Origin of the sequence: Microbacterium hydrocarbonoxydans (assembly GCF_023715885.1) — a bacterium.
Lineage (GTDB): Bacteria > Actinomycetota > Actinomycetes > Actinomycetales > Microbacteriaceae > Microbacterium > Microbacterium hydrocarbonoxydans_C.
Map to the genome: position 1 here is coordinate 598,987 of NZ_JAMBOY010000001.1, position 25,997 is coordinate 624,983.

Consider the following 25,997-nt stretch of genomic DNA (forward strand, 5'->3'; position numbering starts at 1 on the left):
GTGCGGGTCAGATTTCCTGACGGCGGCGCCGCACGAACAGGACTCCGCCCGCGGCGAGCAGCCCGAGCATCAGCACGATCAGCGCGATCGGCACCGCGCCGCCCGTTCCCGCCAAGCCGTCGCCCGTCGACGCCGCAGCCGTGACCGTGAGCGCACCCTGGGCGCTGAGACCGGATGCCGTGCCCTGGGCGACCAGCGTGTGCTGACCGACCGGGGCGTTGGCCGGGATCGTCACCGTCGTACGGAAGGCACCCGACCCGTCAGCCGTGACCTCGGCGAGGCGCACCGGCTCCGAGAAGAGCGTGATCGTGATGACCTCGCCGGCGCCGAAGCCGCGCCCGATGAGCTCGACCGTGCCGCCCTGCACCACGCGCGACTGACCGATCACGAGTTCCGCCTGCAGCACCGGGGCGCTGCGGACGTCGATCGTCAGCGGGGCCGACGTCGACGGGCGGAACGCGGTGTCATCCGACGGGACGAACCGGGCCGTGTAGGTGTGCTGCCCCGAGGTCGCGATCGTGACGTCGGCCGTGGCGACTCCCGCGGAGACGCCGGCCGAGCCGACCACGGCGTCGCCCTCGAGGAACTCGACCTGACCGGCCGCCCCGGCGGGCTTCACCGTGGCGATCAGCGGCACGGACTCCCCGGCGACGGGGTCGTCGGAGCCGGACTTCAACGACACCGAGGTGTTCTTCGGAGCCGTCGGATCGCCGACGACGAGGAGCGACGCACGCGCCTCGACCTGCGAGACGTCGCCGAGCGCGACGACCGGGTGGTCGCCGTCGACGGCTCCGCTCGGCACCGTGATCGACCCGCTGATCGATCCGTTCTGCTGAGCCTGTACGAAGACCGGCTGTTCGTCGTCGATGCGCAGCGCGACGTTCTCGCCCGGCGCGAAGCCGGTGCCCGTGATGGTGACCTTCTCACCCGGTGCCGCCTGCTGCGGCGCCTGGATCTCGGGCTCGTACACCGGCACGGGATCGGCCACGACGATGGTCAGCTGCGTCGCCGCCGACTTCACGCCGTCGTCGGCCGTGACCGTCACGGTGTAGCTGCCGGCCTTCGCGTAGGTGTGCGTGCCCTGCACCGCACCATCGGTCACGTCGACCGCGGAGACCGGGGAGCCGTCGCCCCAGTTGACCACCGCTGACGTCTCGCCGAGACCGCCGGTGACGGTCGCCAGCGTGGCGTCGAACTCCTCACCCGTCACCTGCTCGTCGACCGTACCGGCCGTGACCGACAGCTCGGCGGCGGCAGCGCGGTCGCCGTCCGACGCGATCGCGAACACGTGCACGCGGCCGTCGTTCAGCGAACCCGACTCCTTCGGCATCGTGAGCGACTCGACCACCTTCGGCGCACCGTTCCCGTCGACCGCGAGGGCGATCGGGGCGGTGGCGTAGATCGCCGTGTTCTTCACGCTCGACTCCGCGCCTGTTCCCGAGAGGCGACCCTCGGAGATCGTGAGCACGGTGTTGCCCTTGTACGGGTTGCCGGATGCACCCACCCAGTCGCCGAAGCTGATGGTGACGGTCTGGGTGCTGCCGTCGGTGAAGTGCAGCACGGCATCGGAGTCGCGGTTGCTCTCGGTGGCGGTGCCGATGAACGCGATCTGCGTCGCGGCGGTGCCCAGCGACAGCTTCACCGTCTGACCCTCGCCCGTGATGTTGTCCGGCGCGCCGGCGGGGACGGCGGGCAGATCGTACGTCAGCGTCGTGCCCGGCACCGTCAGGGTCTGGCCCTGCACGAAGCCGTCGGCGTTGAGCTTGTCGCGGAAGTAGCCGTGGCCCTGAGAGTCGCAGTTCGCGGCGGTGACGCCGAGGTCGCCGATGCAGACGTTGTTGAAGCCTCCGACCAGAGTCTCATCGCGGAACACCTCGACCGACTCGGTGGCCTGCGCCGCCGCGCCCGACGAGTCGCGCACGGAGATGACGGCCGAGTAGGTGCCCGGTGCCGAGAACGTGTGCGGGGCGCTGACCTTCCAGCCGCCCAGCTCGTCGCGGGTGAGGGTCACGTCGTCCGCTGCCTCGCCGTCGCCGTAGTCCACAGTGACGTCGTAGCCCGAGGCGTCGGTCTCGGTGCCGACGATCGTGGCGAGCGATCCCGAGAACTCGGTCCCGACGGCGACGCGCTGAGGTGCGCCCGCGGCGATCGACAGTCCGTCGGCAGCGGATGCCGAGGCGAACAGCTCGACCTCCGACAGCGCCAGCGGGGAGCCGCCGCTCTTCACGGCGAGCTTGACGCTCGTGTAACCACCGGCCGTCTGCGTCGTGAACGGCCGTGTCTGCGAGTCCCACGTGAAGGTCTGACCCTCACGGCTGTCGAGCTCGGTCCACGTCGTGCCGTCGAGCGAGCCGGAGAGCGTCCAGCTCGTGGGAGCCGCAGCCTTCGACGCGCTGGTCAGCGTGTACTGGCCGATCGAGACCGGACCCGACTGAGACGTCCACACCAGCTCGGCCGAGTCGCCCGAGAAGGTCACGGTCGAGTTCATGTTGTCGTCGACGAGCGAGCCCACGGGCGTGCCGTCCGCCGCGGCGAGCGCGCCGCGTCCGGGCTTGGTCGCGTCGACCAGAGTGGTCGGCACTTCGAGCTTCTCGGTGAGGTCCTTGGCACCCCACGCCTGTGGCGTCGTGCTCATGGTGAAGTCGAGGGTCCCTCCGGCGCGCAGCAGGTCGCCGTCGAAGGTCGTCTCGGTGATCGGCTGCCCGTTCAGGCTCACGCCGCCCACGTAGTCGGCGCCGGCCGATGCTCCCGGTGCGTTCACGACGAGGTCGGTGTCGCCGATCGACAGCGTCGCGCTGTCGAAGAGCGGAGTGCCGATCGTGTAATCGCCCGAGCCCACCTCGAGCGGATAGAAGCCCAGCGCCGAGAAGACGTACCAGGCCGAGAACTCGCCGTTGTCCTCATCTCCCGGGTAGCCCTGGCCGATGTCGGAACCGACGAAGAGGCGGTCCTGGATGTCGCGGATCAGCTCCTGCGCCCCCGACGGGTCGCCGGCCTCGGCGAGCACGTACGGGATGTGGTGGGCGATCTGGTTCGACATGCCCAGCATCCCGAGCCGGACGTCGCGTGCTTCGCGCGCCTCATGGATACCGGAGTAGTCGGCCTTCTCGCGTGTCGTCAGGAAGTCGTGCATCACGTCGAGCAGACCCTGACGGCCGCCGTAGAGGGCGGCGAGGCCGTCGACATCGTGCGGTGCGTGGAATCCGAAGGTCCAGGCGCTGGCCTCGGTGAAGGCCCCGCCCCACGCCTTCTTGTCGAACTCGGCACCCGAGGTCCATGAGCCGTCGGCGTTCCGCGAGGTGAACGTACCCGCCTCGGGGTTGAACATCTCGACGTAGTGCTCGGCGCGGGCCTCGAAGTAGGTTGCCTCCTCCTTCAGCTGCTCGACTCGGTCGGCCGGGGTCGCCGGATCCTCCGAAAGCTTCTTGGCCATCTCGGCGATGCCGAAGTCGTTGATGTAGCCCTCGAGCCCCCACGATGCGCTCTCGTGAGTCGTCGCCTCGGTGTAGCCGAGGAAGATCGACTGCGCGAGTCCCTTCCGGCCGACGGCGTTGGACGCCGGCAGCACGGTGGCGTTCTTCACGGCGGCGTCGTAGGCCTCGAGTGCGGTGTTCGTGTCGAGCGCCCCCGCGAGGTAGGCGTCGGCGAACGCGACATCGGAGCTTGTGCCGGTCATGAGGTCGGCGTACCCGGGAGACGACCACCGGGCGACCCATCCGCCGTCGCGGTACTGCTGCACGAACCCGTCGACGAGCTCATCGGTCACGTCCGGGTAGAGCAGGGAGTACAGCGGCCAGGCCGTACGGTATGTGTCCCAGAAGCCGTTGTTGACGTAGACCTTCCCGTCGACGATCTTCGCGTTCGTGCGGGTGTCGCTCGCGCTGCCGCTCGTCGCCGACACCGGACTCGCGTACTGGTAGACCGGGTCGGCCTTCGACCCCGTGTTCTCGAACTGCGAGTTCGGGTAGAGGTTCAGGCGGTACAGGCTGGAGTACAGCGTCATGAGCTGGGTGTCGGTGGCGCCCTTCACGTCGTGGATCACGCCGAGGCGGTCGTTCCACGCGTCGCGCACGGCGGCGTGCGCATCCTCGAACGAGACGCCCTGCAGCTCGAACTCGTGGTTCTTCTTCGCCTGATCCTGCGAGATGAACGACGACGACAGCCGCAGCTCGACGGTCTTGTCGCCGCTCGTGTCGAAGGCGGCATAGCGGGCCGTGCCGTTGCGGTCGCCCTGGGTGGTCGCTCCGGCGTTCAGCGGCGCCTTGTCGAACGTGCCGTACACGAACATGCGCGTGCGTCCCGGCCAGCCGGATCCGCCGTCGACCCAGCCGGAGACGGTGTCGCCGTTGATCTGGAGCTTCGAGGAGTTCACGAGCTGGTCGATGAGCACGGAGCTCGTGTCGCCGGTGAACTCGAAACGGTAGATCGCGCCGTGGTCGGTGGCGGTCACGGACGTCTGGATGCCGTTGTCGAACTCGACGCTGTAGATGTCGGGCCGCGCGGTCTCGTTCTCGTGGTGGAACGCGAGCTTGCGGTCGTTGAGCGACGATGTGGGGTTGCCGTTCGCGGCGGGGAGCACGGCGATCTGGTTGCGGTCGCCCATCCAGATGCTCGGCTGGTGCGAGAAGCCGATGCCGTTCAGGGCGGGGAGGTTCTGCGCGTTGTTCGCCCGCTGGTACTGGTAGATCGTGCCGACGTTGTCGGCGTTGGTCATCGGGGTGATGAAGTTGAAGCCGTTCGGCCACGCGGTCGCCGGCAGGTTGTTGCCGCGCGAGAACCCTCCGGTCGAGTTCGTGCCTCGGCGGGTGTCGACATACGACACGAGTCCGTCCGAGGTGTCGAGCTGCTCTGCCGCGCCGATGCTGACATCGTCGAGCCAGCCGCTGAAGGCGGTCGCGCCGGTCGGCACCTCCACGCCCTTCACGTCGGTGCCGGGGTGGTCATAGCGGAAGAGGATGTCGTCGATGGTGCGGCCGGCGAAGGAACCGAGGTCGATCGTGACCTTGTTCCACTGGTTCGGCCACAGCACGTTGGCCTGACCCTGGGCGCGCGCGTTCGCAGCGTATCCGTAGGAGTCGGTGGCGTCGCCGGCCGACAGCGTCGAGCCGTCGTCGAAGGTCAGGTCGACGGCCACGAAGGTGGCGGCGTAGGTCTGCTCGCCGTCGAGCACGGGGAAGACGAGGTACGAGAGCTCGCTGTCGTCCGCCACATCGATCGCGACGTCGTCGTAGAGCACGCTGGTCGAGGACGCGGGACCCGCGTCGAGGTGGCGGCCGACGTACTGCAGCGCCTTGGTGCCGGTGAAGCCGACGCCGGTCTTGGCGGTGTCGGAGCTCGTCGGGCCGCTGCCGACCTGCAGCATGAGGTCACCGGGGGCGGGGGTCGCGCCGTCGACGGCGATCGGCTCCCAGCCCGCGAGCTGCACGATGCCGGTGTTCGGCGTACGCGTGGCGAGCACGTCGAGGCGGTAGTAGAGGTACGGCTCGCTGGGCGTCGCGAGCTCGAACGTGCGGGTCTCGCCGCGGCCGGAGAACTGCTCGCCGGTGCGCTCGTCGACCGTCACCCAGTCGGTGCCGTTCTGCGAGGCCAGCACCCGGAAGTCGCGCGGGTCGCGTTCGGGCGCGTCGTTGCCCGACGTGAGGGTGTAACGCACCATCGGCTGCGGCGTCGTCAGCTCGTACTGCGCCCAGGCCGCCCGCTCGAAGGCCAACCATTTCGACGACGCGTTGCCGTCGGCCAGGAACGACGCGACCTCGTTCGGCGTGTTCTCGGCGGATGCCGTCACCGCGGCCACGTCACCGAGGACGCTGCCCGGGGCGAAGCGACTGCCGGTCACGTTGACGGGCTGACCGGTGCCGGTGAGGACGGGCGCCGCGTCGCCGGACTCGAACGACGAGACGAAGGTCGTCTCTCCGGCCGCTGACGCCGCCATCGGCGTCAGCATGCCGAGCCCGACGGAGACGGCGACACCGGCCGCTGCCCAGGATCGTCTGGCGGATCGGTGGTTCCTCGGGCTGGGGACCCTCATGGTTGCTCCTCTAACTCCACTACGGTGTGTCGCTGATGGGGTCCTCACCGACTCCGACGCCGGGATGACCGATATATGACATCGCTGTCATACGCTGGACGCTATCACAGCGATCGTGACCGGCGGAAGAGCTCGGTTCCGATCGGCAGCCGCCATAATGAGCTATCCGCGTTCGCGGGCGACAAGGGGATGCATGACTCGCACAGAGACCGGCGCGACATCGCGCCCGACGCTGGCCCAGGTCGCCGAGCGAGCGGGCGTCAGTCTCAAGACGGCGTCCCGGGCGCTCGGGGGAGAGTCCTACGTGAGCGAGAAGACACTCGCGAGCGTGCTGTCGGCCGCCGCCGAGCTCGACTACCAGCGCAACGCGGCGGCGAGCCTCCTCGCGAGCGGACGCCTCGCGGCATCCATCGGCCTCATCACCGGCGACTTCACGAACCCGTTCTACTCCGCGCTCGCGCAGGCCGTCGAAGACGAGATCCGCCCCCGCGGCATGCACCTCTCGGTCGCGAACTCCCGCGAGTCGGCCGAGCAGGAGCAGCGCGTCGCGCGCGACCTCGCCGACCGGCAGACGACGGCGGTGATCACGGTGTCGGCCATGACCGATCACAGCGAGTACGCACAGCTGCAGGCACGCGGCATCCCCGTCGTGTTCGTCGACCGCCCGGCCGAGAACCTCGCCGCCGACTCCGTCGTCTTCGACAACCGCGAGGGAGGGCGACTGGCCGCACAGCACCTCCTCGATGCCGGACACCGCCGCATCGCCTTCATCGGCGACTACGCATGGCTGCCCACGTACCGCGAGCGTCTCGCGGGTATGGGCGACGTGCTCGACCCCGCCGACGCCGATTGGCGCCGCCTGCTCCGCACCGACGCGCACGACGCGGCATCCTCCCGCGCGTGCATGCGCGAGCTGCTCGCCCTCGGCGAGCCGCCCACCGCCGTCGTGGCGGGCAACAACCGCATCCTGCTCGGTGTCATGGAGACGGTCGCCGGGCACCGCGACCGGCCGGCCGTCATCGGCTTCGACGAACCGGAGTGGGCACGGGTGCTCGGGGTGAGCGTCGTGTCGGGAGACATCGAGGCGCTCGGGCGTCAGGCCGCCCGGCTCGCGGTCGCCCGCCTCAGCGACCGCACGCGCCCCTACGAGAGCGTCACCGTCCCGATGCGGCTCGTCGCGCGGGCATCGAGCGGTACCTGACGTCGGAGTCGACAGCACGCTGCGGGAGTCAAGACCCTGTCGACCGCGGAGCCATCGCGCCAGACTGCCGTCATGCCGAAGGGAAAAGACACCGCAGACGGCCTGGAACGCACGCCTGACGGCCACCACGTCGTGATCGACGGTCGCAGATGGCGGGCCACCGACCCGAGCATCCCCGACACCTTCCGGCAGGAGCTCGTCGACGAGCTGATGTCGGCTCGACGAGCGGTGAAGGCATCGGAGCCGGACGCACGCCGACGGGTGAACGACGCGAAGACCGCTCTCGGCGAGCGCGGCACCCCCTGGTGGGAGGAGCGCTCCGGCGAGGGCTTCGACGAGCGGATCGGTGCCGCCATCCGAACCCTCGTGCGCAAGCGCGCCGGATCCTCGATCTGCCCGAGCGACGTCGCCCGCACCGTCGGCGGGGAGTCGTGGCGGAGCCTCATGTCCGATGTGCGACGCGTCACCGCGCAGCTCGCCGACGACGAGCAGGTCGTCGTGACGCAGAAGGGATCGGTGGTCAGCATCCGCGACGCACGGGGGCCCGTGCGGATCGTGAGAGGCCCATCCCTCTGAAATCTCGCGGCGTCATCGGGCGCGCGAGCTTATGCCCCAGGCAGGCGAGGCGTCAATGCCCTGCGGGACAGCCGCAGCGGATCGATAACGTCAGGCACCCCATCGCACCGTTACGGAGGACATCATGAGCGACACCGCGCGCGCCGAGCGCTACGCAGGAACCCCTGTCCAGAAGACCGCCCTCATCGTGGGCATCGTCTTCCTCCTCGTCGGCATCGCCGGCTTCATCCCCGGCCTCACGCACTCCGCCGAGCACCTGCACGGCGCGGGCGCCGGCTCCGAAGCTCATCTGCTCGGCGTCTTCCAGGTGTCGGTGCTGCACAACTTCGTGCACCTCGCCTTCGCGGTCGCCGGCATCGCGCTGGCCGCACGTGCCCGGGCGGCCAGGCTGTACCTGATCGTCGGCGGCGCGGCCTACCTGGTCGTCTGGATCTACGGCCTCATCGCCGTCGGCAACGACCAGTTGAACTTCATCCCTGTGAACAACGCCGACAACTGGCTGCACCTCGTTCTCGGCATCGGCATGATCCTGCTCGGCGTGTTCGTCACGCGAGCGCCGCGCGTGCCGGGCAACGACGGGCGCACAGCACGCGCCTGACCATCGGGCGGGAACCCGAGCCGGGGTCAGCGGGCACCGACGCGACGAGCGTGGGTGACAGCGGCCCCGGCTCCGTCATGCCACGGCTCGCCATGACCGGGCAGCAGCGTGCGGGCGCTCGACGCGAGGAATGCATCGAGATCGCTCAGGGCTCGCCCACTGTCGGCGGTCGCCGCTCCGGCGACGATCCGCGGCCCCGTGCCGCCCGTGTACGGGTCGAGGGTGACGATCGCGTCGCCGGTCATCAGTACGTCGAGGTCTTCGAACCAGAATCCGCAGTGGCCGTCGGTATGCCCGGGAGTCCAGAGCGCGACGGGCCGTCCGGGCGCCTCTACGGCCGTCGCGTGGCGCACGCTCGTCGCCGCCTCGATGCCGCGTACACCCAATGCGCCCTTCGCGGTCATCGCGAGCAGCGTCGGCACCGCCTTCGGGTAACGGAACGGGTAGGTGATCCGCGCGCGCTCATGGGCATAGCGATACGGATGCCGCGCCAGACGCTGATCCCGCGGATGGACGTGCACCGGAGTGCGGCGCTCCGAGACCAGGCGATGAGCGATCCCGACGTGATCGAAGTGCCCATGGGTGAGGATGACGGCGTCGATGTCTCCGCGATGGGCTCCGAGGTGCGCGAGGAGATCGTCGAGCAGCGGAAGCGTGCCGGGGAGGCCGGCGTCGACGAGGGTCATTCCCTCGGTCGTGACGACGAGGTAGCAGTTGACGTTGGCGGTCTCGAGGCGGTACACGCCGTGGGCGATCACGGTCCATCGGCTTCGGATGCTCATCGCACCACGGTGGGCCCGCTGCTTCGCACACGCAGGAGCCTTGCCGGATGCGACTCGCGGTGGTAGCGGTTCGGTCAGAGCAGGTCGTAATAGCCGCCGAACGGCGAGTCGATGTCTCCGGTGTCGCGCGCGTCGAAGGGTACGGTCGCCTCGGTGATCGTCACATGACTGCGGGGCGTGATGAGCACGCTGAGCTTGCGGTTGCCCACCACGACGAGGTCGACGAATGTGCCTGAGGTGCCCATCGCGGCCTCGATACGGTGCTTCAGATCCGTCAGGTCCTGATCCTGAGCAAGGAGAAAGCCGCGTCCGTTGAAGGTCACCTCGATCTGCACCATGGTCTGCACAGTCTCGACGTTACTCATGAAAGCACCGTACGCCGCATCGGGGATCGACAAAAGGGGGCTTGCAATCTTGGCTCCTGAGTGCCAGTAACCCAGCTGATTCCATTCCTGTGAATTTCATGAACCCCAGGTCAGAGTTGTTAACAGCTTCATCCACAGCTGTGGATGAATCCGCCTCCGTCCGCCGATTCCTCACACCGGAGAGGACACCGAGCGGAGCTCCTGTTCGCGCAGCGCGCGCTCGACGGATTCGACATCGCGCACGGCTCCGCGGTCGGCCGACGTCGCCATCGTGGCGTATGAACGCAGCGCCGGCGAGACCGCGCGCTGTCGGTCACGCGGGCGATATCCGCCTCCGTCGAGCAGAGCCGCGCGACGACGCTCGAGCTCCGCCTCGCTGACCTGCAGCGTGAGATCGCGGGTCGGAATGTCGATCGAGATGATGTCTCCGTCCTCGACCAGCGCGATCACACCGCCTGACGCCGCCTCGGGGGAGACGTGACCGATCGAGAGCCCCGACGTCCCGCCCGAGAAGCGCCCGTCGGTGATGAGGGCGCACAGCTTGCCCAGCCCTCGACCCTTGAGGAAGGAGGTCGGGTGCAGCATCTCCTGCATCCCGGGTCCGCCCTTCGGCCCCTCATAGCGGATCACGACCACATCCCCCGGCTGCACCTTCTTGCCGAGGATCTTCGCGACCGCCTCCTCCTGCGATTCGCAGACGACCGCTGGGCCGGAGAACACGAGGATCGACGGGTCCACACCCGCCGTCTTCACCACCGCGCCGTCGACGGCGATGTTGCCGCGGAGCACCGCGAGGCCGCCGTCGACCGAGTACGCGTGTTCGGCATCGCGGATGCAGCCGCTCTCGGCATCCGTGTCGAGCTCGAGCCAGCGCTCGGACTGCGAGAACGCGCTCGAGGATCGCACGCCGCCGGGCGCCGCGTACCAGAGGTCCTTCGCCGCGTCGGAGATCGCGCCGCCGCGGATGTCCCATTCCGCGAGCCACGACTCGAGAGAGGGTGAGTGGATCGACGAGACGTCGTCGTTCAGCGCGTCCGCACGACGCAGCTCACCGAGGATGCGGGGGATTCCCCCTGCGCGGTGCACGTCCTCCATGTAGTACATCCGGCCGTAGGCGGGGTTCGGGGCGATCTTCGCGAGGCACGGCACTCGACGTGAGACGGCGTCGATCTCGTCGAGACCGAAGGCGACGCCCGCCTCGTGCGCTGCGGCGAGGAGGTGGAGGATCGTGTTCGTCGAGCCGCCCATCGCGATGTCGAGGGCCATGGCGTTCTCGAACGCGTTGTAGCTCGCGACGGCGCGGGGGAGCACCGCCGCGTCGTCCTCGTCGTAGAACCGGCGGGTGATCTCGACGGCGACCTGGCCCGCACGCTCGTACAGCTCGCGGCGGGCGGTGTGGGTGGCGAGCACCGAGCCGTTGCCGGGCAGCGCGAGACCGAGCGCCTCGACGAGACAGTTCATGGAGTTGGCGGTGAACATCCCCGAGCACGACCCGCACGTCGGGCACGCGTTCTCTTCGATGCGCTGGATGTCGGCATCCGACACCGTGTCGTTCGCCGCCTCGGAGATCGCGTCGACGAGGTCGAGGGTGCGCACGCTGCCGTCCACGAGCGTGGCACGGCCCGACTCCATCGGACCACCCGACACGAACACGGTCGGGATATTGAGGCGGAGCGCGGCCATGAGCATGCCCGGGGTGATCTTGTCGCAGTTCGAGATGCACACCAGCGCGTCGGCCTGGTGCGCATTGACCATGTACTCGACCGAGTCGGCGATGAGGTCGCGCGACGGGAGGGAGTACAGCATCCCGCCGTGGCCCATCGCGATGCCGTCGTCGACCGCGATGGTGTTGAACTCGCGGGGGATGCCTCCCGCCGCGGTGATCGCGTCGGACACGATGCGACCCACCGGCTGCAGGTGCGTGTGACCGGGGACGAACTCGGTGAAGCTGTTCGCGACGGCGATCATCGGCTTGCCGAAGTCGGCGGCGTTCACGCCTGCCGCGCGGAAGAGGGCGCGGGCTCCGGCGGCGTTACGGCCGTGGGTCACGGTTCGGGAGCGAAGGGGAGTGGGCATCCTCCCACCTTCGTTCCTCATCGCCATCCGAGGAAGTCGTCCCTGACACTAGTAGTGGGAGCACTAGGTTTATCGGGTGGCCATCGATGAACAGCAGCGCAGGGAGCTCGGCGCGTTCCTGCGCGCCCGACGCGAGCAACTGGACCGCACCGGCTACGGGCTCCCTCCGGCCGGGCGTGGCCGGATGATCGGGCTCCGCCGTGAGGAGATCTCCTACCTCTCCGGAGTCAGCGTCACCTGGTACACGTGGCTGGAACAGGGTCGCGACATCAATCCTTCGAGGCAGGTGCTGGATGCCGTCGCCACGACCCTGCACCTCACGGTGGCCGAGCACGACTACGTACTCACCCTCGCCGGCTTCGCACCGCAGCGGCCCGGGGGCGGCGAGGCCGTCGAGACGGCGCCGGCGCATGTGCAGCGGTTCCTCGACGCGCTCGACGAGCACCCCGCCTACGCGCTCGCGCCGGACTGGGGGATCGCCGGGTGGAACGCCGCCTACGAGCGGCTCTACCCGAACGTCGCGAGCGCCCCGCCGGAGGAGCGCAACCTGCTGCGGCTCATCTTCACCGACCCCGCCGTGCGGTCGCTGCTGGACGACTGGGACGACACCAGTCGGCGGTTTCTCGCGGAGTTCCGGGCGGAGGCGGGTCCGCGACTCGGCGACCCGCGGTACCGCGATCTCATCGGGCGGCTCGTGCAGGAGAGCGACGACTTCCGCGAACGGTGGGAGAGCCACGGCGTCGGCGGTTTCGAGTCCCGCGAGCGCGTGTTCCAGCATCCGAACCTCGGCCGCCTCGTCTTCGAGCACCACCAGCTGCGACCCTCGGACCAGACGGACGTGCAGCTGGTCGTCTACACCGCGGATGCCGAGACGCGCCGCCGCTTCGCGGGCGGAGGCTAGATCGGAGCACCGGAGAAACGAGAAGGCCCCGCACTCGGCGGGGCCTTCTCGAACTGTCTCAACACAGTGTGGAGCCTAGGAGATTCGAACTCCTGACATCCTGCTTGCAAAGCAGGCGCTCTACCAACTGAGCTAAGGCCCCGTGAGGGTACTTCTTGAGTTACGGAGTGGGGCTACCAGGACTTGAACCTGGGACCTCTTCATTATCAGTGAAGCGCTCTAACCGCCTGAGCTATAGCCCCGTCAACCTCCAAGACTTTACCGGAGATTCTCGGAATTACCCAATCGAGGGCGGGACCCGGGAGAGTCCCGCCCTCGAAAAGGATCACGCGCCCGGACGAATGGTGACGCTGCCCGCGGAGAGCGACACATCGATCGTGCGCGAGCTGTCCGCGTCGCGGTCGACCTTCGCGTTCAGCGAGCCTGCGCTGACGTCCTCGCCGATCGCGTACGAGGTGTCCGGAACCGTGAGATCGAGGGATCCGGCGCTGACGTCGATCGTGGTCGACGAGGGTGCGGTGCCTCCGAGGACCACATTCATGTCACCCGCGGAGACGCTGAGGTCGGCCTGGTCGACGCCGTCGAGCGCGACGTCCGCACGGCCGGCGCTCATCTCGACGGCCAAGCTCTCGGCCGCGCCCTCCACATCGAGCGCTCCCGCGTTGACGGTGAGGTCGAGGGCCCCGAAGTCGCCGACCACGTCGAGGCTGCCGGCGTCGAGCGTGAGGTCGGCGTCCACGGCATCAGTGCTGAGGTCCTCCGGCAGGGTGAGCACGGCCGACTGGTCGTCGCCGAACCATCCGCCGAACCACCAGCCCCACTCGAAGTCGGGGCTGCGGACGACGAGCTCATCGCCCTCGCGCTCGAGCGTCCATCCGGGATTCCGGGAGTTGGTGACGGAGAGCTCCGCCTCGACGACGTCGCCGAACTCGACGCGCATGTTGCCCGCGTCGACGTCGAGATCGATGCTCGTGATGCCCTCCGCATCCACCGTCTGCACCGAGTCGCCGCGCTCACCCGAGGTGGAGAGCATCGTGCCGGTCGCGGCGACGGCCGCGGTGGCCCCCGAGCCGAGCAGTGCGATGCCGCCGACCACCGCGGTGGTGACGAGGATCGCCGCCACCCCGGGTCCGCGCGCCGGGCCGCCGGATCCACCGGTCGGCGGCTCGGCGGCGCCCGGAGGGACCTCGGCTCCTGCGGCAGGAGGAGGAGTGAGCGGCATCCGCGAGCCCCGAGGGTCGAATGCCGGATCGTGCTGGGGAGTGGTCATCGTGCGGCTCCTGTCTGGCCGGTGGGCGGGGTCGTCCCGCCGGTGTTCTCGATGTGGGCGAGGGCGGCGAGCACGCGCCGGTTGCCCGACTCGTCGGGCTCGAACCCGAGTTTCTGGAAGATGGCAGTGATGTGCTTCTCCACGCTGGCCTCCGAGAGGAAGAGCAACCCGGCGATGGCCTGATTCGACTTCCCCTCGGCGATCAGCGCGAGCACGGTGCGCTCGCGCTCGGTCAGGCGCATCATCCGGTCGTCCCGGTTGCGTCGGGTGAGCAGCTGCGCCACGACCTCGGGGTCGAGCACGGTCGCACCCTCCGAGATCCGCTGCACGGATCCGAGGAACTCCGCGACGTCTGCCACCCGGTCCTTGAGCAGGTAGCCGAGCGGGCCGCCCTGGGCGGCGATGAGGTCGGACGCGTAGCGCTCCTCCACGTACTGCGACAGCACGAGGAGCGGGAGGGACGGATCGGAGGCCCGCAGCTCGAGCGCCGCGCGGATCCCCTCGTCGGTGAATGTCGGGGGAAGGCGGACGTCGAGGATGCACAGCTCGGGCGCCTCGGCTCGAACCGCCTCGGTGAGACCGTTCGTGTCGGGCAGAGCCGCGACCACGGAGTGGCCGGCGTCCTCGAGCAGCCGGACGAGTCCCTCGCGAAGCAGGACGGAGTCTTCGCAGATCAGGATGCGCATGGCACGTTCACCTCCAGGCTGGTGGGTCCGCCGGCCGGGCTGTCGAGACGGAACGTCCCGCCCGCGGCGAGGATGCGGTTCGCGATGCCGTCGAGTCCGCCGCCGGGCTGCACCTGCGCGCCGCCCATCCCGTTGTCTTCGACTCGGGCCCACAGCACTCCGCCCTCGCGTAGCCGCACGGTCACCCGCGCCTCGCTCGCACGGGAGTGCTTGGCGGCGTTCGTGAGCGACTCGGCGATGGAGAAGTACACGGCGGCCTCGGCCTCCCTGCTGCAGCGCCCGTCCATCCGCACGTCGAGCTGCACGGGGATGTGCGACCTCCCGGCGAGCGCCGACAGTGCGGCGTCGAGACCGCGGTCGTCGAGGACGGAGGCGTGGATCCCCCGCGCCAGCTGACGAAGCTCCGTGATGGCCGCCTTGGTCGACGTGTGCGCTTCGGTGATGAGCTCCTTCGCGGCATCCGGATCGGTGTCGATCTTCTGCTGCGCGAGTCCGAGCGTCATGCCGACCGAGACGAGGCGGGGCTGGACGCCGTCGTGCAGGTCGCGTTCGATGCGGGTGCGCTCCACGTCGGCCGCGCGCACGGCGCCCTCCCGCTGAGCCGTGCTCGTGCGGACGCGCTCGGTGAGCTCGGCCTCTTTCGCACGGATCACGATGGAGAGGGAGAGGACGCGGTGGAGCGCGGCGAGGCCGATCATGCCGAACACGCAGACGGCGATTCCCAGGATGCCGACGAGCGGCGCCCACGGAGCCGTGATGCCCATCCCACCGAATGGCCCGATCACGGTGCCTGCGCCGACCAGCGGAGCGAAGCAGATGGCGATGGACCAGACGAGGCCCCAGGCCAAGCGCAGCACGATCCAGCCGAGCACGGCCGAGATGGCGAAGTTCGCGATGGCGCGCCACATGCGACCGTCGATGGACTGCCTGCCGAGAGCGCGGATCCAGCCCGAGAAGCCCGCACGGTCGCGGGGACGCCAGCGCAGTGGCGCGATGGGCGTGCGGTACAGACCGCTGACGCGGGCGACCTCGAACCAGCCGACCGCGAACAGCGCGTAGACGAGACCGACCAGCAGAACGATGCCGATGCCGGCGACGAGCAGAAGACCGAGTCCGGCGCTGAGGAGTCCGGAGAGAGTGGTGAAGATGATCCCGCCGAGCACCCCGACGCCCGCGAGATGGAGCAGTGTGAGGAAGAGGCGCAGCGGCGGCTTCGTGGCCGTGGCCCGGGAAGGCGTGGCTGTCTGTGTGGTCATGATTCCAAAGTACGGGCGCGATGATCACGCCGACACCGAGGGAACCGGAGAGACCCGTTCGGGTTTCCCCTACCCCGGCGAGAGCCGGAATCAATCGTCGGATCTTGGTCGCTCGCTGGTATCGTCTGTTTAGCAAAGCAAAATCTCTTCTAGTATTTTGTTTTCTTTGGGGGAATCAGATGCCGCTTCGCCAGCCCGCGCCATCATTGGCAGACCTCCGCCGACGAGTGCTGGCGGACCCGGAGCGGATGAATGCACTGCTCTTCGCTCCGCCTCTCGATGATTCGCAGTACTACCACTGGGAGCAGCTGCTGAGGAGAGATTCGCCGTCGGATCTGAGTCATGAGGAGTGGTGGTTCCGACTCAAACTCCAGAGAAGCTCTCAGATGCGCACCGTGGCTTTGAGAGCCAAGGATGGATCACACTTCACCTTCGCCATGACCGACGAGGTGCTCCAACTGACCGAGGAGATCGGTCGGCGTGCGGGTGGCAGCGTCCTCGGCGGCGGGGCTGCACTGACACCGGATGGCCGCGACATGTTCGTCGTCCGGTCCCTCGTCGAGGAGTCCATCACCTCGAGCCAGCTGGAGGGCGCTTCCACGAGCCGACGCGTCGCCGTGGAGCTCCTCAGCACCGGCCGCGATCCCCGGACCAAGTCCGAGCGAATGATCCTGAACAACTATCGGGCGATGCAGATCGTGACCGAGTCCTCGTCGGACTCACTCACGCCCATGTGGGTCCTCGACCTGCACGCCATGTTGACTGAGGGAACGCTCGATGATCCTTCGGACGCCGGCCGTCTCGAGACGCCTGACCACGAGCGCGTCAGCGTGTGGGCCGGGGAGACGCAGGTTCATGTGCCGCCTCCCGCTCACGAGCTGCCGCAACGACTCCTCGAACTGACGGCGTTCGCGAACGGGAGCGCGACCGACTCCCCCTACATCCCGCCCATCGTTCGATCCGTCATCATTCATTTCATGTTCGGATACGACCACTACTTCGCCGACGGGAACGGGCGTATCGCACGGACAGCCTTCTACTGGTCGATGCTCCACAACGGTTACTGGCTTGCCGAGTATCTGACGATCTCCAAGATCCTTCGTGCCGCCCCGGGCAAGTACGGGGACAGTTACCAGTACACCGAGGATGACGACAACGATCTGACGTACTTCATCCTTCACCAGCTCCGGGTGATCAAGCGTTCCCTCGACGAGCTCGACGCATACGTCGCCTCTCGGCATCGCGAGTCACTCCGGGTGCAGAACGCACTGAAAGGTGCCGTCCGGGATTTCAACATGCGTCAGACCCAGATCATCGAGTGGCTCACGAGAGAATCACCGCTGGCCGTCACCGCGACGGAGATCGCCAACAGATATCGCGTATCGACACAGACGGCGCGTAACGACCTCACTCACCTCGAGTCGTTCGGGCTCCTCGAACGCGGGCGGGCGAAACACCCGATCGAGTGGAGTCCCGTTCCGGACCTCGCCACAAGGCTGACCAAACTCGAGTGATCCGTCAGAAAAACAAAAAACTTCACAGATTTTGTTTTCTTCGTGATTCCAGGAACGCAGAAGGGGCGGATGCCGCAGCATCCGCCCCTCTCGTCGTTCGTCCGGGTCAGTTCGACATGAAGCCGACGAGCAGGCCGCCCGTCACCTTCACAGCGAGGTTGTAGATGCCGGCGACGACCGCGCCGAGCACCGTGAAGACGATCAGGTTGAGGATCGACACGACAGCCGCGAAGGCCATGACCTGCGGCAGACCGGCGATCTCCGAGATCCGCACCGAGTTGTCGGTGATGGTGCCGATGAAGTCGTCGGCCTGGGACAGGATGCCCGTCGCCTGCAGCACGAGGTAGATCAGGAAGAACGACACCATCGTGACGATCGCGAGCGCGACGGCTCCCAGGAAGGAGAGCTTCACGGCCGACCAGAAGTCGACGTAGACGAGGCGCAGGCGAACCTGCTTGCCGCCCGTCTTGCGCGTGGACTTCTTCGCCAGCTTGTCGGCTACTGTGCTCATGCGTCTGTGTCCTCAGGATTCTGTGTCTCGGGGGAGGCGGTGGGGGAGTCCGACTCCGCCTCGGCCGATTCCTCTTCCTCGGCGAGGCCCCGCTCACCATTGCGGGCGATGGCGAGGATGCGGTCGGCTTCCGACGTCCGTGCGAACACCACTCCCATGGTGTCGCGGCCCTTGGCGGGCACCTCGGCCACGGCAGAGCGTACCACCTTGCCGCTGGACAGAACCACCAAGACCTCGTCGTCCTCCGACACCATCAGACCACCCGCGAGAGTGCCCCGATCGTCGTTGAGCTTGGCGACCTTGATGCCGTATCCGCCGCGTCCCTGGACCCGGTATTCGTCGATCGCGGTGCGCTTCGCGTAGCCGCCGTCGGTGACCACGAAGACGTACTGACCGGGGGCGGCCACCGAGGCCGACAGCAGGCTGTCGCCCTCGCGGAACTTCATGCCCTTCACGCCGGCGGTGGCCCGGCCCATCGGACGCAGCGCCTCGTCGGTGGCGCTGAACCGCACCGACATCCCCTTGCGGCTGATGAGCAGGATGTCATCCTCGGCGTTCACCATGAGCGCCGACACCAGCTCGTCCTCATCGTTCAGGCGGATCGCGATGACACCGCCCTGACGGTTGGTGTCGTAGCTGGCGAGGCTCGTCTTCTTCACGAGGCCGTCGCGCGTCGCGAGCACGAGGTAGTCGGCCACCTCGTAGTCGCGGATGTCGAGGATCTGCGCGATCTTCTCGTCGGGCTGCAGCGCGAGGAGGTTCGCGACGTGCGTGCCCTTGGCGTCGCGACCGGCCTCCGGCACCTCGTAGGTCTTCGACCGGTAGACGCGGCCCTTATCGGTGAAGAAGAGCAGCCAGTGGTGCGTGGTCGTGACGAAGAAGTGCTCGACGATGTCGTCGGCCCTCAGCTGCGCACCCTTCACGCCCTTGCCGCCCCGGTGCTGCGAGCGGTAGTTGTCGCTGCGCGTGCGCTTGATGTAGCCCTCACGCGTGACGGTGACGACCATCTCCTCCTCGGCGATGAGGTCCTCCATCGACACGTCGCCGTCGAAGCCGTGCAGGATGTGCGTGCGACGCTCGTCGCCGAAACGGTCGACGATCCCCGTGAGCTCCTCGCGGATGATGTCACGCTGCAGGGCTTCGTCGCCGAGGATCGCGTTGTACTCGGCGATCAGTCGCTCGAGTTCGGCGGCCTCGTCGAGGATCTTCTGGCGCTCGAGGGCGGCCAGTCGACGCAGCTGCATGTCGAGGATCGCCTGCGCCTGGTCGTCGTCGATGTCGAGCAGCTTCTTCAGTCCGTCGCGCGCGTCTTCGACGGTCGCCGACCGGCGGATGAGGGCGATGACCTCGTCGAGCGCATCGAGCGCCTTCAGGTATCCGCGCAGGATGTGCATGCGCCGCTCGGCCTTCGCGAGACGGAACCGCGTGCGGCGGACGATGACCTCGAGCTGGTGGGTGATCCAGTTCGTGACGAACCCGTCGATGCCGAGCGTGCGCGGCACGCCGTCGACGATCGCGAGCATGTTCGCGCCGAAGTTCTCCTGCAGCTGAGTGTGCTTGTACAGGTTGTTCAGCACGACCTTTGCGACGGCATCCCGCTTGAGGACGACGACGAGACGCTGGCCGGTGCGGTCGGACGACTCGTCGCGGATGTCGGCGATGCCGGTGATCTTGCCGTCGCGCGCCAGATCGCCGATCTTGACCGCCACGTTGTCGGGGTTCACCTGGTACGGCAGCTCGGTGATCACGAGGCAGGTGCGACCCTGGATCTCCTCGACGTTGACGACAGCGCGCATCGTGATCGAGCCGCGACCCGTGCGATACGCCTCGTGCACGCCCTTCGTGCCGAGGATCTGCGCACCGGTCGGGAAGTCCGGGCCGGGGATGCGCTGGATCAGACCTTCGACGAGCTCCTCGCGCGGAAGCCCCGGGTTGTCGAGCGCCCACAGCGCTGCAGCCGAGACCTCGCGGAGGTTGTGCGGCGGGATGTTGGTCGCCATGCCGACCGCGATTCCGACCGAGCCGTTGACCAGGAGGTTCGGGAAGCGCGCGGGGAGCACGGTCGGCTCCTGCGTCTGCCCGTCGTAGTTGTCGGTGAAGTCGACCGTGTCCTCTTCGATGTCGCGCACCATCTCGAGCGCGAGCGGAGCCATCTTGGTCTCGGTGTATCGAGGGGCCGCGGCGCCCATGTTGCCGGGAGAGCCGAAGTTGCCCTGACCGAGCGCGAGCGGATAGCGCAGCGACCACGGCTGCACGAGGCGGACGAGGGCGTCGTAGATCGCCGAGTCGCCGTGCGGGTGGTACTGCCCCATGACCTCGCCGACCACACGCGCGCACTTCGAGAACGACTTGTCGGGGCGGAAGCCGCCGTCGTACATGCCGTAGATCACACGGCGATGCACGGGCTTGAGTCCGTCACGGACATCGGGGAGCGCGCGCCCCACGATGACGGCCATCGCGTAGTCGAGATAGCTGCGCTGCATCTCGGACTGCAGGTCGACCTGGTCGATCCGGCCGTGGTCGTGTTCCGGCTCGGGGCGGATGTCGTCAGTCATATGTCTGTTTCGATTCTGTCTTGGCTACCGGACTCCGGGATGCCGCTTCGCTCGCAGAGCGGGAACCCTCCCGCTTCGCGGGCCCCTCTCGATGCTCGCTCCGCGGCATCCCTGCGTCCTCACGTCATGCGTGTCGGCAGCCTCCGATTCGCGTGTGTGTATAAGGGTCAGATGTCGAGGAAGCGGACGTCCTTGGCGTTGCGCTGGATGAAGCTCCGTCGAGACTCGACGTCCTCACCCATCAGCACGCTGAAGATCTCGTCGGCCGCCGCGGCATCCTCGATGGTCACCTGCCGGAGCGTGCGGGTGGTGTGGTCCATCGTGGTCTCCCACAGCTCCTTGGCGTTCATCTCGCCGAGACCCTTGTAGCGCTGGATGCCGGCATCCTTCGGGATCCGCTTGCCGTTGTCGAGGCCGTACTTCAGCAGCGCATCGCGCTCGGCGTCGCTGAACACGTACTCGTGCGGCGAGTTCGACCACTTGAGGCGGTACAGCGGCGGCATGGCGAGGTACACGAAGCCGGCCTCGATGAGCCCCCGCATATAGCGGAAGAGCATCGTGAGCAGCAGCGTCGTGATGTGCTGGCCGTCGACATCGGCATCCGCCATCAGCACGATCTTGTGATAGCGGGCCTTCTCGATGTCGAAGTCCTCGCCGATGCCCGTGCCGAAAGCCTGGATCATCGCCTGGACCTCTTTGTTGCCGAGGGCCTTGTCGAGGCGGGCGCGCTCGACGTTGAGGATCTTGCCTCGGAGCGCGAGGATCGCCTGCGTGTGCGGGTCCCGACCCTGGACAGCGGACCCGCCGGCCGAGTCGCCCTCGACGAGGAAGATCTCGCTGATCGACGGATCCTTGCTCGTGCAGTCCTTGAGCTTGTCGGGCATCGCCGCCGACTCGAAGACGCTCTTGCGGCGGGCGGTCTCGCGCGCCTTGCGGGCGGCGAGACGAGCAGTGGCCGCGTCGATCGCCTTGCGGATCACGTTCTTGGCCTGCGCGGGATTGCGGTCGAACCAGTCGCCGAGCTGATCGCCGACGACCTTCTGCACGAACGCCTTCGCCTCGGTGTTCCCGAGCTTCGTCTTCGTCTGACCCTCGAACTGCGGCTCGCCGAGCTTGATCGAGATGACGGCCGTGAGACCCTCGCGCACGTCGTCGCCCGAGAGGTTGTCGTCCTTCTCCTTGAGAAGGTTGTTCGCGCGGGCGTAACGGTTCACCAGAGTGGTCAGCGCTGCACGGAAACCCTCTTCGTGCGTGCCGCCCTCGTGGGTGTTGATGGTGTTCGCGTAGGTGAACACGTTCTCGGTGTACGAGGTCGTCCACTGCATCGCGACCTCGAGCGAGATCTTGCGCGCGGTGTCCTCCGACTCGAACGCGATGATCTCCTCGTTCACGACCTCGGCGTGACGGACCTTGTTCAGGTACTCGACGTAGTCGACGAGGCCGCGCTCGTAGAAGAAGACGTCGCTCGGCTGCTTCGTGATCGTCTCGCCCTCGTGCTCCACCTCATAGGCGGATCCGGGGCGCTCGTCGGAGAGCTCGATGCGCAGGCCCTTGTTGAGGAAGGCCATCTGCTGGAAGCGGGTGCGGAGGGTGTCGTAGTCGAACTCGACGGTCTCCTGGAAGATCTCGGCATCCGGCCAGAACGTGATCGCGGTTCCGGTCTGGTCGGTCGACTCGCCCTTCTCGAGCTTCTGCTGCGGAGCGCCGCCGTTCGCGAAGCTGTGCCGCCAGACGAAGCCCTTCTGCTTGACCTCGACCTCGAAGCGAGTGGAAAGGGCGTTCACCACAGAGGAGCCGACCCCGTGCAGACCACCCGAAACGGCGTACGCGCCGCCGCCGAACTTGCCGCCGGCGTGCAGGATCGTCAGCACGACCTCGACGGTCGACTTGGACGGGTCGGACGAGTGCGGGTCGACGGGGATGCCGCGGCCGTTGTCGATCACGCGCACTCCGCCGTCCTCGAGCAGCGTGACGAGGATGGTGTCGGCGTATCCGGCGAGAGCTTCGTCGACCGAGTTGTCGACGATCTCGTACACGAGGTGGTGCAGACCGCGGGGTCCCGTCGATCCGATGTACATGCCGGGTCGCTTGCGGACCGCCTCGAGACCTTCGAGGATCTGAATCGAGTCGGCGCCGTACTCACCGGGCTGCTGAGCCTTCGGTGCCGGGGTGCCCGCGTTCTCGGGGGTGCCTCCGTCGGTCGATTCCGTCTCGTCAGCAGGGGATTCAGGCGTCATCAGCGGGCGTTCTCCACATCGATATGTCGAACTCCCAGTCTAGCGGGCTTTCGATGAGAAATGCGGCTCAGAGGCCGCGTGTGGCCCTCTGAGCGTGTCAGACCCCTTGCATGGTGCCCTACCCGTAGGTATCGCGCGGGCCCCGTCCTGGAACGACTCTGGGACCCCATTTCCAGGAGGGTACGTCCGGTCCGATGAAGCGGAGGTTCTCGACCCCGGCATCCGGATACCGTCGACCGATCTCGGTGAGGATGGTGCCGCGCATGTATTGGAGGTTCTTCGCCCAAGCCGTCGAATCGCACTTGACGGTGAGCAGACCCCGCTCGAGCGAGACGGGCTCGGAGTGCTTGGCGGTGTCGGCACCGGCCAGGTCGCCCCACTGTCGCACGAGATCCTCCCGGGCGAGCGTCGTCTGCCAGCCCGAGTCACGGCTGAGCTTGTCGAGTACGGCTCCGAGCGAACCGGGATCGCGTCCGGGAGTGAACGGTGCGTTGTCATCGTCGGTGACGACCCGCCTCTTGCGCTTCCAGTTCTTCGAACTGGGCTGGAGCCCGCGCAGGCGCAGATACGTCGCGACGGTCTCGGGGGCGTCGGATGCCGGAACGGTCGTCGTATCAGTCATCGTCATCCGCCTTTCCGCCCGCGTCGTCTTCCGGCGCAACCTCTCGCTCGTCGCTGATGGTGCCCGCGGTGATCCGCACCACATGGGCGTGCAATACCTCGGGGATATCCTCCTCCACCGCGGCGGTGACGACCACCTGCTCGTAGCCCGCCGTCAGCGAGGCGAGACGCTGACGCCGGTCGGCGTCGAGCTCGGCGAAGACGTCGTCGAGGATCAGCACGGGATCGCCGGCGGGCGATTCGCTGCGCAGCAGTTCGGCCGACGCGAGCCGGAGCGCGAGCGCGACCGACCAGGATTCCCCGTGCGAGGCGTAGCCCTTCACCGGGAGGCCGCGGACGCGCAGGATCAGGTCGTCGCGGTGGGGTCCGGTCAACGTGAGGCCACGGTTGAGCTCTTGCGTGCGCTTCGCCAGCAACGACGCCCGGAACATCTCGGCGCACTTGGCGAGACTCAGCGATCCGTCGTCGCCGATGAGCGTCTCGGCCTCGCCCTCTTCGGGGTCGCCGCCCCTGACCGAGAGCGCCCACTCGAGCTGGGGCTGATGATCGGCGCCGGCGATCGCGGTGTAGGCGTCGCTCACGGGCTGCTGCAGGTCGGCGGCCAACCGCTGCCGCGCGGCGATGATCTCGGATCCGAGGGCCACGAGCTTGTCATCCCACACGTCGAGCGTGCTGAGCGCATCGCCTCGGATGCCGCGGGCTCGCGCGGACTTGAGCAGCGCGGTTCGCTGCTTGAGCACGCGATCGTAGTCGGCGAGGACCGCCGACAGACGAGGTGTTCGCTGGATCAGCAGCTGATCGGCGAAGCGGCGCCTGGACGACGGATCACCGCGCACGATCTGCAGGTCTTCGGGGGCGAAGAGCACGACGTGCGCGTAGCGCGGGAGCTCACTCGTCTTCGACGGCGAGCCGTTGATGCGGGCCTTGTTCGAGCCCTGGCGGTTGAGCTGCACCTCGGTGAGCACCCGACGCTCGCCGTGGGAGAGTCGAGCGCGGATGATCGCGAACTCCTGACCATCACGCACCATGGGGGCGTCGGACGACACCCGGTGCGAGCCGAGTGTGGCGAGGAAGACGACAGCCTCGGCGAGGTTGGTCTTGCCCTGGCCGTTCCGGCCGACCAGAACGTTCGGCCCCTTGTGCAGAGCGAGTTCGGCAGTCGCGTAATTGCGGAAATCCACCAGGCTCAGATGCTCCACGATCACGGAGTCAGCCTACCTTCGGCCCCCGACAGTCGACCGCCGGCGACGAAGATCAGCGGAGCAGCAGGTTCGGCTGCAGCAGGTACTTGAACGAGTCCAGACCTGCCTGGTCGACCGAGGTCTGGCTGGTGATGAGAACCGGGCTCAGCTTGTTCGCATTGTCACTCGACGTGAACGTCACGCGCACGAACTCGCTCTTCACCGCTCCCAGCGCCTCGATCAAGTACTGCGGGTTGAGGCCGAGCGTGACCTCGTCCCCGCCGGAAAGGATCGCGTCGACCGACTCGGAGGCTCGGGCGTGCTCGCTGCCCGACGCGTCCATCGTGACGCTGTCGCTCGAGAACGTGAAGCGCAGCGGAGCCGCGCGGTCGAGCACCAGCGACACACGACGGACGGCTTCGACGAGGTCGGCGGTGTTCACGACGGCGTAGTGGTCGGTCTGCTCAGGGAACAGTCGACGCACCGGCGGGAAGTTGCCCTTGATGAGCAGCGACGTCACCGTCTTGTTGCCGGCGGTGAACGCGATGATCTCGCGATCGCCGGCTCCGGAGAACGCGACCTGGATCGTTCCGGCATGGCCGAACGTCTTCCCGACCTCGAGCAGGGTGCGCGCCGGGACGAGAGCGGTGTTCTCGACGGTCTCACCGTCCCACGGCACGTCGCGCAGCGACACCCGGTAGCGATCGGTCGCGACGAGGCTGAGGCTCTGGCCCGAGACCTCCAGCTGCACACCGGTGAGCACTGGAGTCACGTCGTCGCGGGACGCGGCGAAGCCGACCTGGGAGATCGCGGTGCCGAACTCGTCGGCCGGGACGACGCCGGAGGAGCCCGAGACCTCGGGGATCGAGGGGTATTCCTCGACGGGCATGGCGGCGAGGGTGAATCGGGCGGAACCGCAGGTGACCGTGATGCCGCCGTCGTCCTCGACGGCGATCTCGATCGGAGCATTCGGGAGGCGGCTCGCGATGTCGGAGAGCAGACGGCCGTGGACGAGGATCGTCCCCGGCGTCTCGACAGTCGCCTCGATGGTCGTGCGCGCGGATGCCTCGTAGTCGAAGGCCGACAGCGTCAGACCTGCGTCATCCGCTTCGATGAGCACGCCCGCCAGGATCGGCTGCGGGTTGCGCTGCGGGAGGAGCTTGACGACGAAGGACACAGCCTCGCTGAAGACATCGCGGTTGACCTGAAACCTCACGGGTGCTCCCTTGTCGTCGTTCTGTGACGCGTCGTGATCGGTCCTGCCAGTGCAGGGCTTCCCATGCTAGCCCCACAGATGCTCCGATCCCTACGCTCGTGCGATTCCGCCGGTTCGGCGAACTTTCCCCACCGTCTGGTGATCGGATCGCCCCTGAATCGGATTAACTCCTTAACGGTGTTAACGGCTGTGGATACTGTGGATAAGTCGGTGGAAAGCAGACGCGAGTAGGGAACTACACGACTGTCAGTTGTGGAATCCCTGAGGAATACGCGGGTGGACGGCATCCTCACGTCTGTATCCGATCACGGGGTTATCCACAGGTTGCTGGGTTTCCCCCACATCCGTCCCGATCTCGGACGTCTTCATCCACAAGTTATCCACATGTGCAAAAGGGCATCGAGCGGATGCCGGTATCGGCAC

The 25,997-nt window shown here is 67.6% G+C and carries 18 protein-coding genes and 2 tRNA genes; 5 read left to right on the forward strand and 15 right to left on the reverse strand.

Annotated features, from left to right (window positions below; translation table 11 throughout):
* Positions 1 to 7: 7 nt before the first annotated feature.
* Positions 8 to 6,028 (reverse strand): GH92 family glycosyl hydrolase, encoded by a 6,021-nt coding sequence (locus tag M3195_RS02885; RefSeq protein WP_251585032.1) that lies wholly within the window; start codon positions 6,026 to 6,028, stop codon positions 8 to 10.
* 193 nt (positions 6,029 to 6,221) lie between these two features.
* Here M3195_RS02885 and M3195_RS02890 point away from each other — a divergent pair, with 193 nt between their 5' ends.
* From M3195_RS02890 to M3195_RS02900, 3 genes are all read left to right on the forward strand, one after another.
* On the forward strand, positions 6,222 to 7,229 hold the full coding sequence (locus tag M3195_RS02890; RefSeq protein ID WP_251585034.1) for a LacI family DNA-binding transcriptional regulator: 1,008 nt from the start codon (positions 6,222 to 6,224) through the stop codon (positions 7,227 to 7,229).
* A 72-nt stretch (positions 7,230 to 7,301) separates the two neighbouring features.
* Positions 7,302 to 7,805 (forward strand): DUF3253 domain-containing protein, encoded by a 504-nt coding sequence (locus tag M3195_RS02895; RefSeq protein ID WP_251585036.1) that lies wholly within the window; start codon positions 7,302 to 7,304, stop codon positions 7,803 to 7,805.
* A 124-nt stretch (positions 7,806 to 7,929) separates the two neighbouring features.
* Positions 7,930 to 8,403 carry a DUF4383 domain-containing protein gene (locus tag M3195_RS02900; protein ID WP_251585038.1) on the forward strand — a complete coding sequence of 158 codons (474 nt, stop codon included), beginning with the start codon at positions 7,930 to 7,932 and terminating at the stop codon, positions 8,401 to 8,403.
* A gap of 26 nt (positions 8,404 to 8,429) precedes the next feature.
* Here the strand turns inward: M3195_RS02900 and M3195_RS02905 are convergent, their stop codons facing one another.
* From M3195_RS02905 to ilvD, 3 genes are all read right to left on the reverse strand, one after another.
* Positions 8,430 to 9,185: an MBL fold metallo-hydrolase gene (locus tag M3195_RS02905; RefSeq protein WP_251585040.1), complete on the reverse strand. Its 756-nt coding sequence runs from the start codon at positions 9,183 to 9,185 to the stop codon at positions 8,430 to 8,432.
* Positions 9,186 to 9,259: 74 nt separating this feature from the next.
* Entirely contained in the window at positions 9,260 to 9,550 is a 291-nt protein-coding gene (locus M3195_RS02910) for a hypothetical protein (protein WP_251585042.1), read from the reverse strand.
* Positions 9,551 to 9,721: 171 nt separating this feature from the next.
* Positions 9,722 to 11,626, reverse strand: a complete 1,905-nt coding sequence (gene ilvD / locus M3195_RS02915; protein ID WP_251585044.1) for a dihydroxy-acid dehydratase — start codon at positions 11,624 to 11,626, stop codon at positions 9,722 to 9,724.
* Positions 11,627 to 11,708: 82 nt separating this feature from the next.
* On the opposite strand from ilvD, the gene M3195_RS02920 reads away from it, so the two are divergent.
* Entirely contained in the window at positions 11,709 to 12,527 is an 819-nt protein-coding gene (locus M3195_RS02920; protein WP_251585327.1) for a helix-turn-helix transcriptional regulator, read from the forward strand.
* A 69-nt stretch (positions 12,528 to 12,596) separates the two neighbouring features.
* Here M3195_RS02920 and M3195_RS02925 read toward each other — a convergent pair.
* From M3195_RS02925 to M3195_RS02945, 5 genes are all read right to left on the reverse strand, one after another.
* Positions 12,597 to 12,669, reverse strand: a tRNA-Ala gene (locus M3195_RS02925).
* A gap of 26 nt (positions 12,670 to 12,695) precedes the next feature.
* A tRNA-Ile gene (locus M3195_RS02930) sits at positions 12,696 to 12,769 on the reverse strand.
* Between the two features lie 83 nt (positions 12,770 to 12,852).
* Positions 12,853 to 13,797 carry a DUF4097 family beta strand repeat-containing protein gene (locus M3195_RS02935; protein ID WP_251585046.1) on the reverse strand — a complete coding sequence of 315 codons (945 nt, stop codon included), beginning with the start codon at positions 13,795 to 13,797 and terminating at the stop codon, positions 12,853 to 12,855.
* The gene (locus M3195_RS02940) at positions 13,794 to 14,483 is read right to left on the reverse strand and encodes a LuxR C-terminal-related transcriptional regulator (RefSeq protein ID WP_251585048.1); all 690 of its coding nucleotides are present in this window, start codon (positions 14,481 to 14,483) and stop codon (positions 13,794 to 13,796) included. Before M3195_RS02940 ends, M3195_RS02935 begins: the two co-directional genes overlap by 4 nt.
* Positions 14,471 to 15,739, reverse strand: a complete 1,269-nt coding sequence (locus tag M3195_RS02945) for a sensor histidine kinase (protein WP_251585050.1) — start codon at positions 15,737 to 15,739, stop codon at positions 14,471 to 14,473. The genes M3195_RS02940 and M3195_RS02945 overlap by 13 nt, the downstream gene beginning before the upstream one ends.
* Positions 15,740 to 15,987: 248 nt before the next feature.
* Between M3195_RS02945 and M3195_RS02950 the strand changes: the two genes are divergently transcribed.
* The gene (locus tag M3195_RS02950; protein WP_251585052.1) at positions 15,988 to 17,253 is read left to right on the forward strand and encodes a Fic family protein; all 1,266 of its coding nucleotides are present in this window, start codon (positions 15,988 to 15,990) and stop codon (positions 17,251 to 17,253) included.
* A 106-nt stretch (positions 17,254 to 17,359) separates the two neighbouring features.
* Here the strand turns inward: M3195_RS02950 and M3195_RS02955 are convergent, their stop codons facing one another.
* The 6 genes from M3195_RS02955 to dnaN all read right to left on the reverse strand — a co-directional run bounded on the left by M3195_RS02955 (position 17,360) and on the right by dnaN (position 25,574).
* On the reverse strand, positions 17,360 to 17,764 hold the full coding sequence (locus M3195_RS02955; RefSeq protein ID WP_096714173.1) for a DUF3566 domain-containing protein: 405 nt from the start codon (positions 17,762 to 17,764) through the stop codon (positions 17,360 to 17,362).
* Entirely contained in the window at positions 17,761 to 20,319 is a 2,559-nt protein-coding gene (gene gyrA, locus M3195_RS02960; RefSeq protein WP_251585054.1) for a DNA gyrase subunit A, read from the reverse strand. The genes M3195_RS02955 and gyrA overlap by 4 nt, the downstream gene beginning before the upstream one ends.
* A gap of 167 nt (positions 20,320 to 20,486) precedes the next feature.
* A complete protein-coding gene (gene gyrB / locus M3195_RS02965) occupies positions 20,487 to 22,556 on the reverse strand; it encodes a DNA topoisomerase (ATP-hydrolyzing) subunit B (RefSeq protein ID WP_251585055.1) in 2,070 nt (689 codons plus the stop codon).
* Between the two features lie 118 nt (positions 22,557 to 22,674).
* Positions 22,675 to 23,178, reverse strand: a complete 504-nt coding sequence (locus M3195_RS02970) for a DUF721 domain-containing protein (RefSeq protein ID WP_251585057.1) — start codon at positions 23,176 to 23,178, stop codon at positions 22,675 to 22,677.
* Positions 23,171 to 24,382 (reverse strand): DNA replication/repair protein RecF, encoded by a 1,212-nt coding sequence (gene recF, locus M3195_RS02975; RefSeq protein WP_251585058.1) that lies wholly within the window; start codon positions 24,380 to 24,382, stop codon positions 23,171 to 23,173. The genes M3195_RS02970 and recF overlap by 8 nt, the downstream gene beginning before the upstream one ends.
* A gap of 49 nt (positions 24,383 to 24,431) precedes the next feature.
* Positions 24,432 to 25,574, reverse strand: a complete 1,143-nt coding sequence (dnaN, locus tag M3195_RS02980) for a DNA polymerase III subunit beta (protein ID WP_251585060.1) — start codon at positions 25,572 to 25,574, stop codon at positions 24,432 to 24,434.
* Positions 25,575 to 25,997 lie beyond the last annotated feature (423 nt).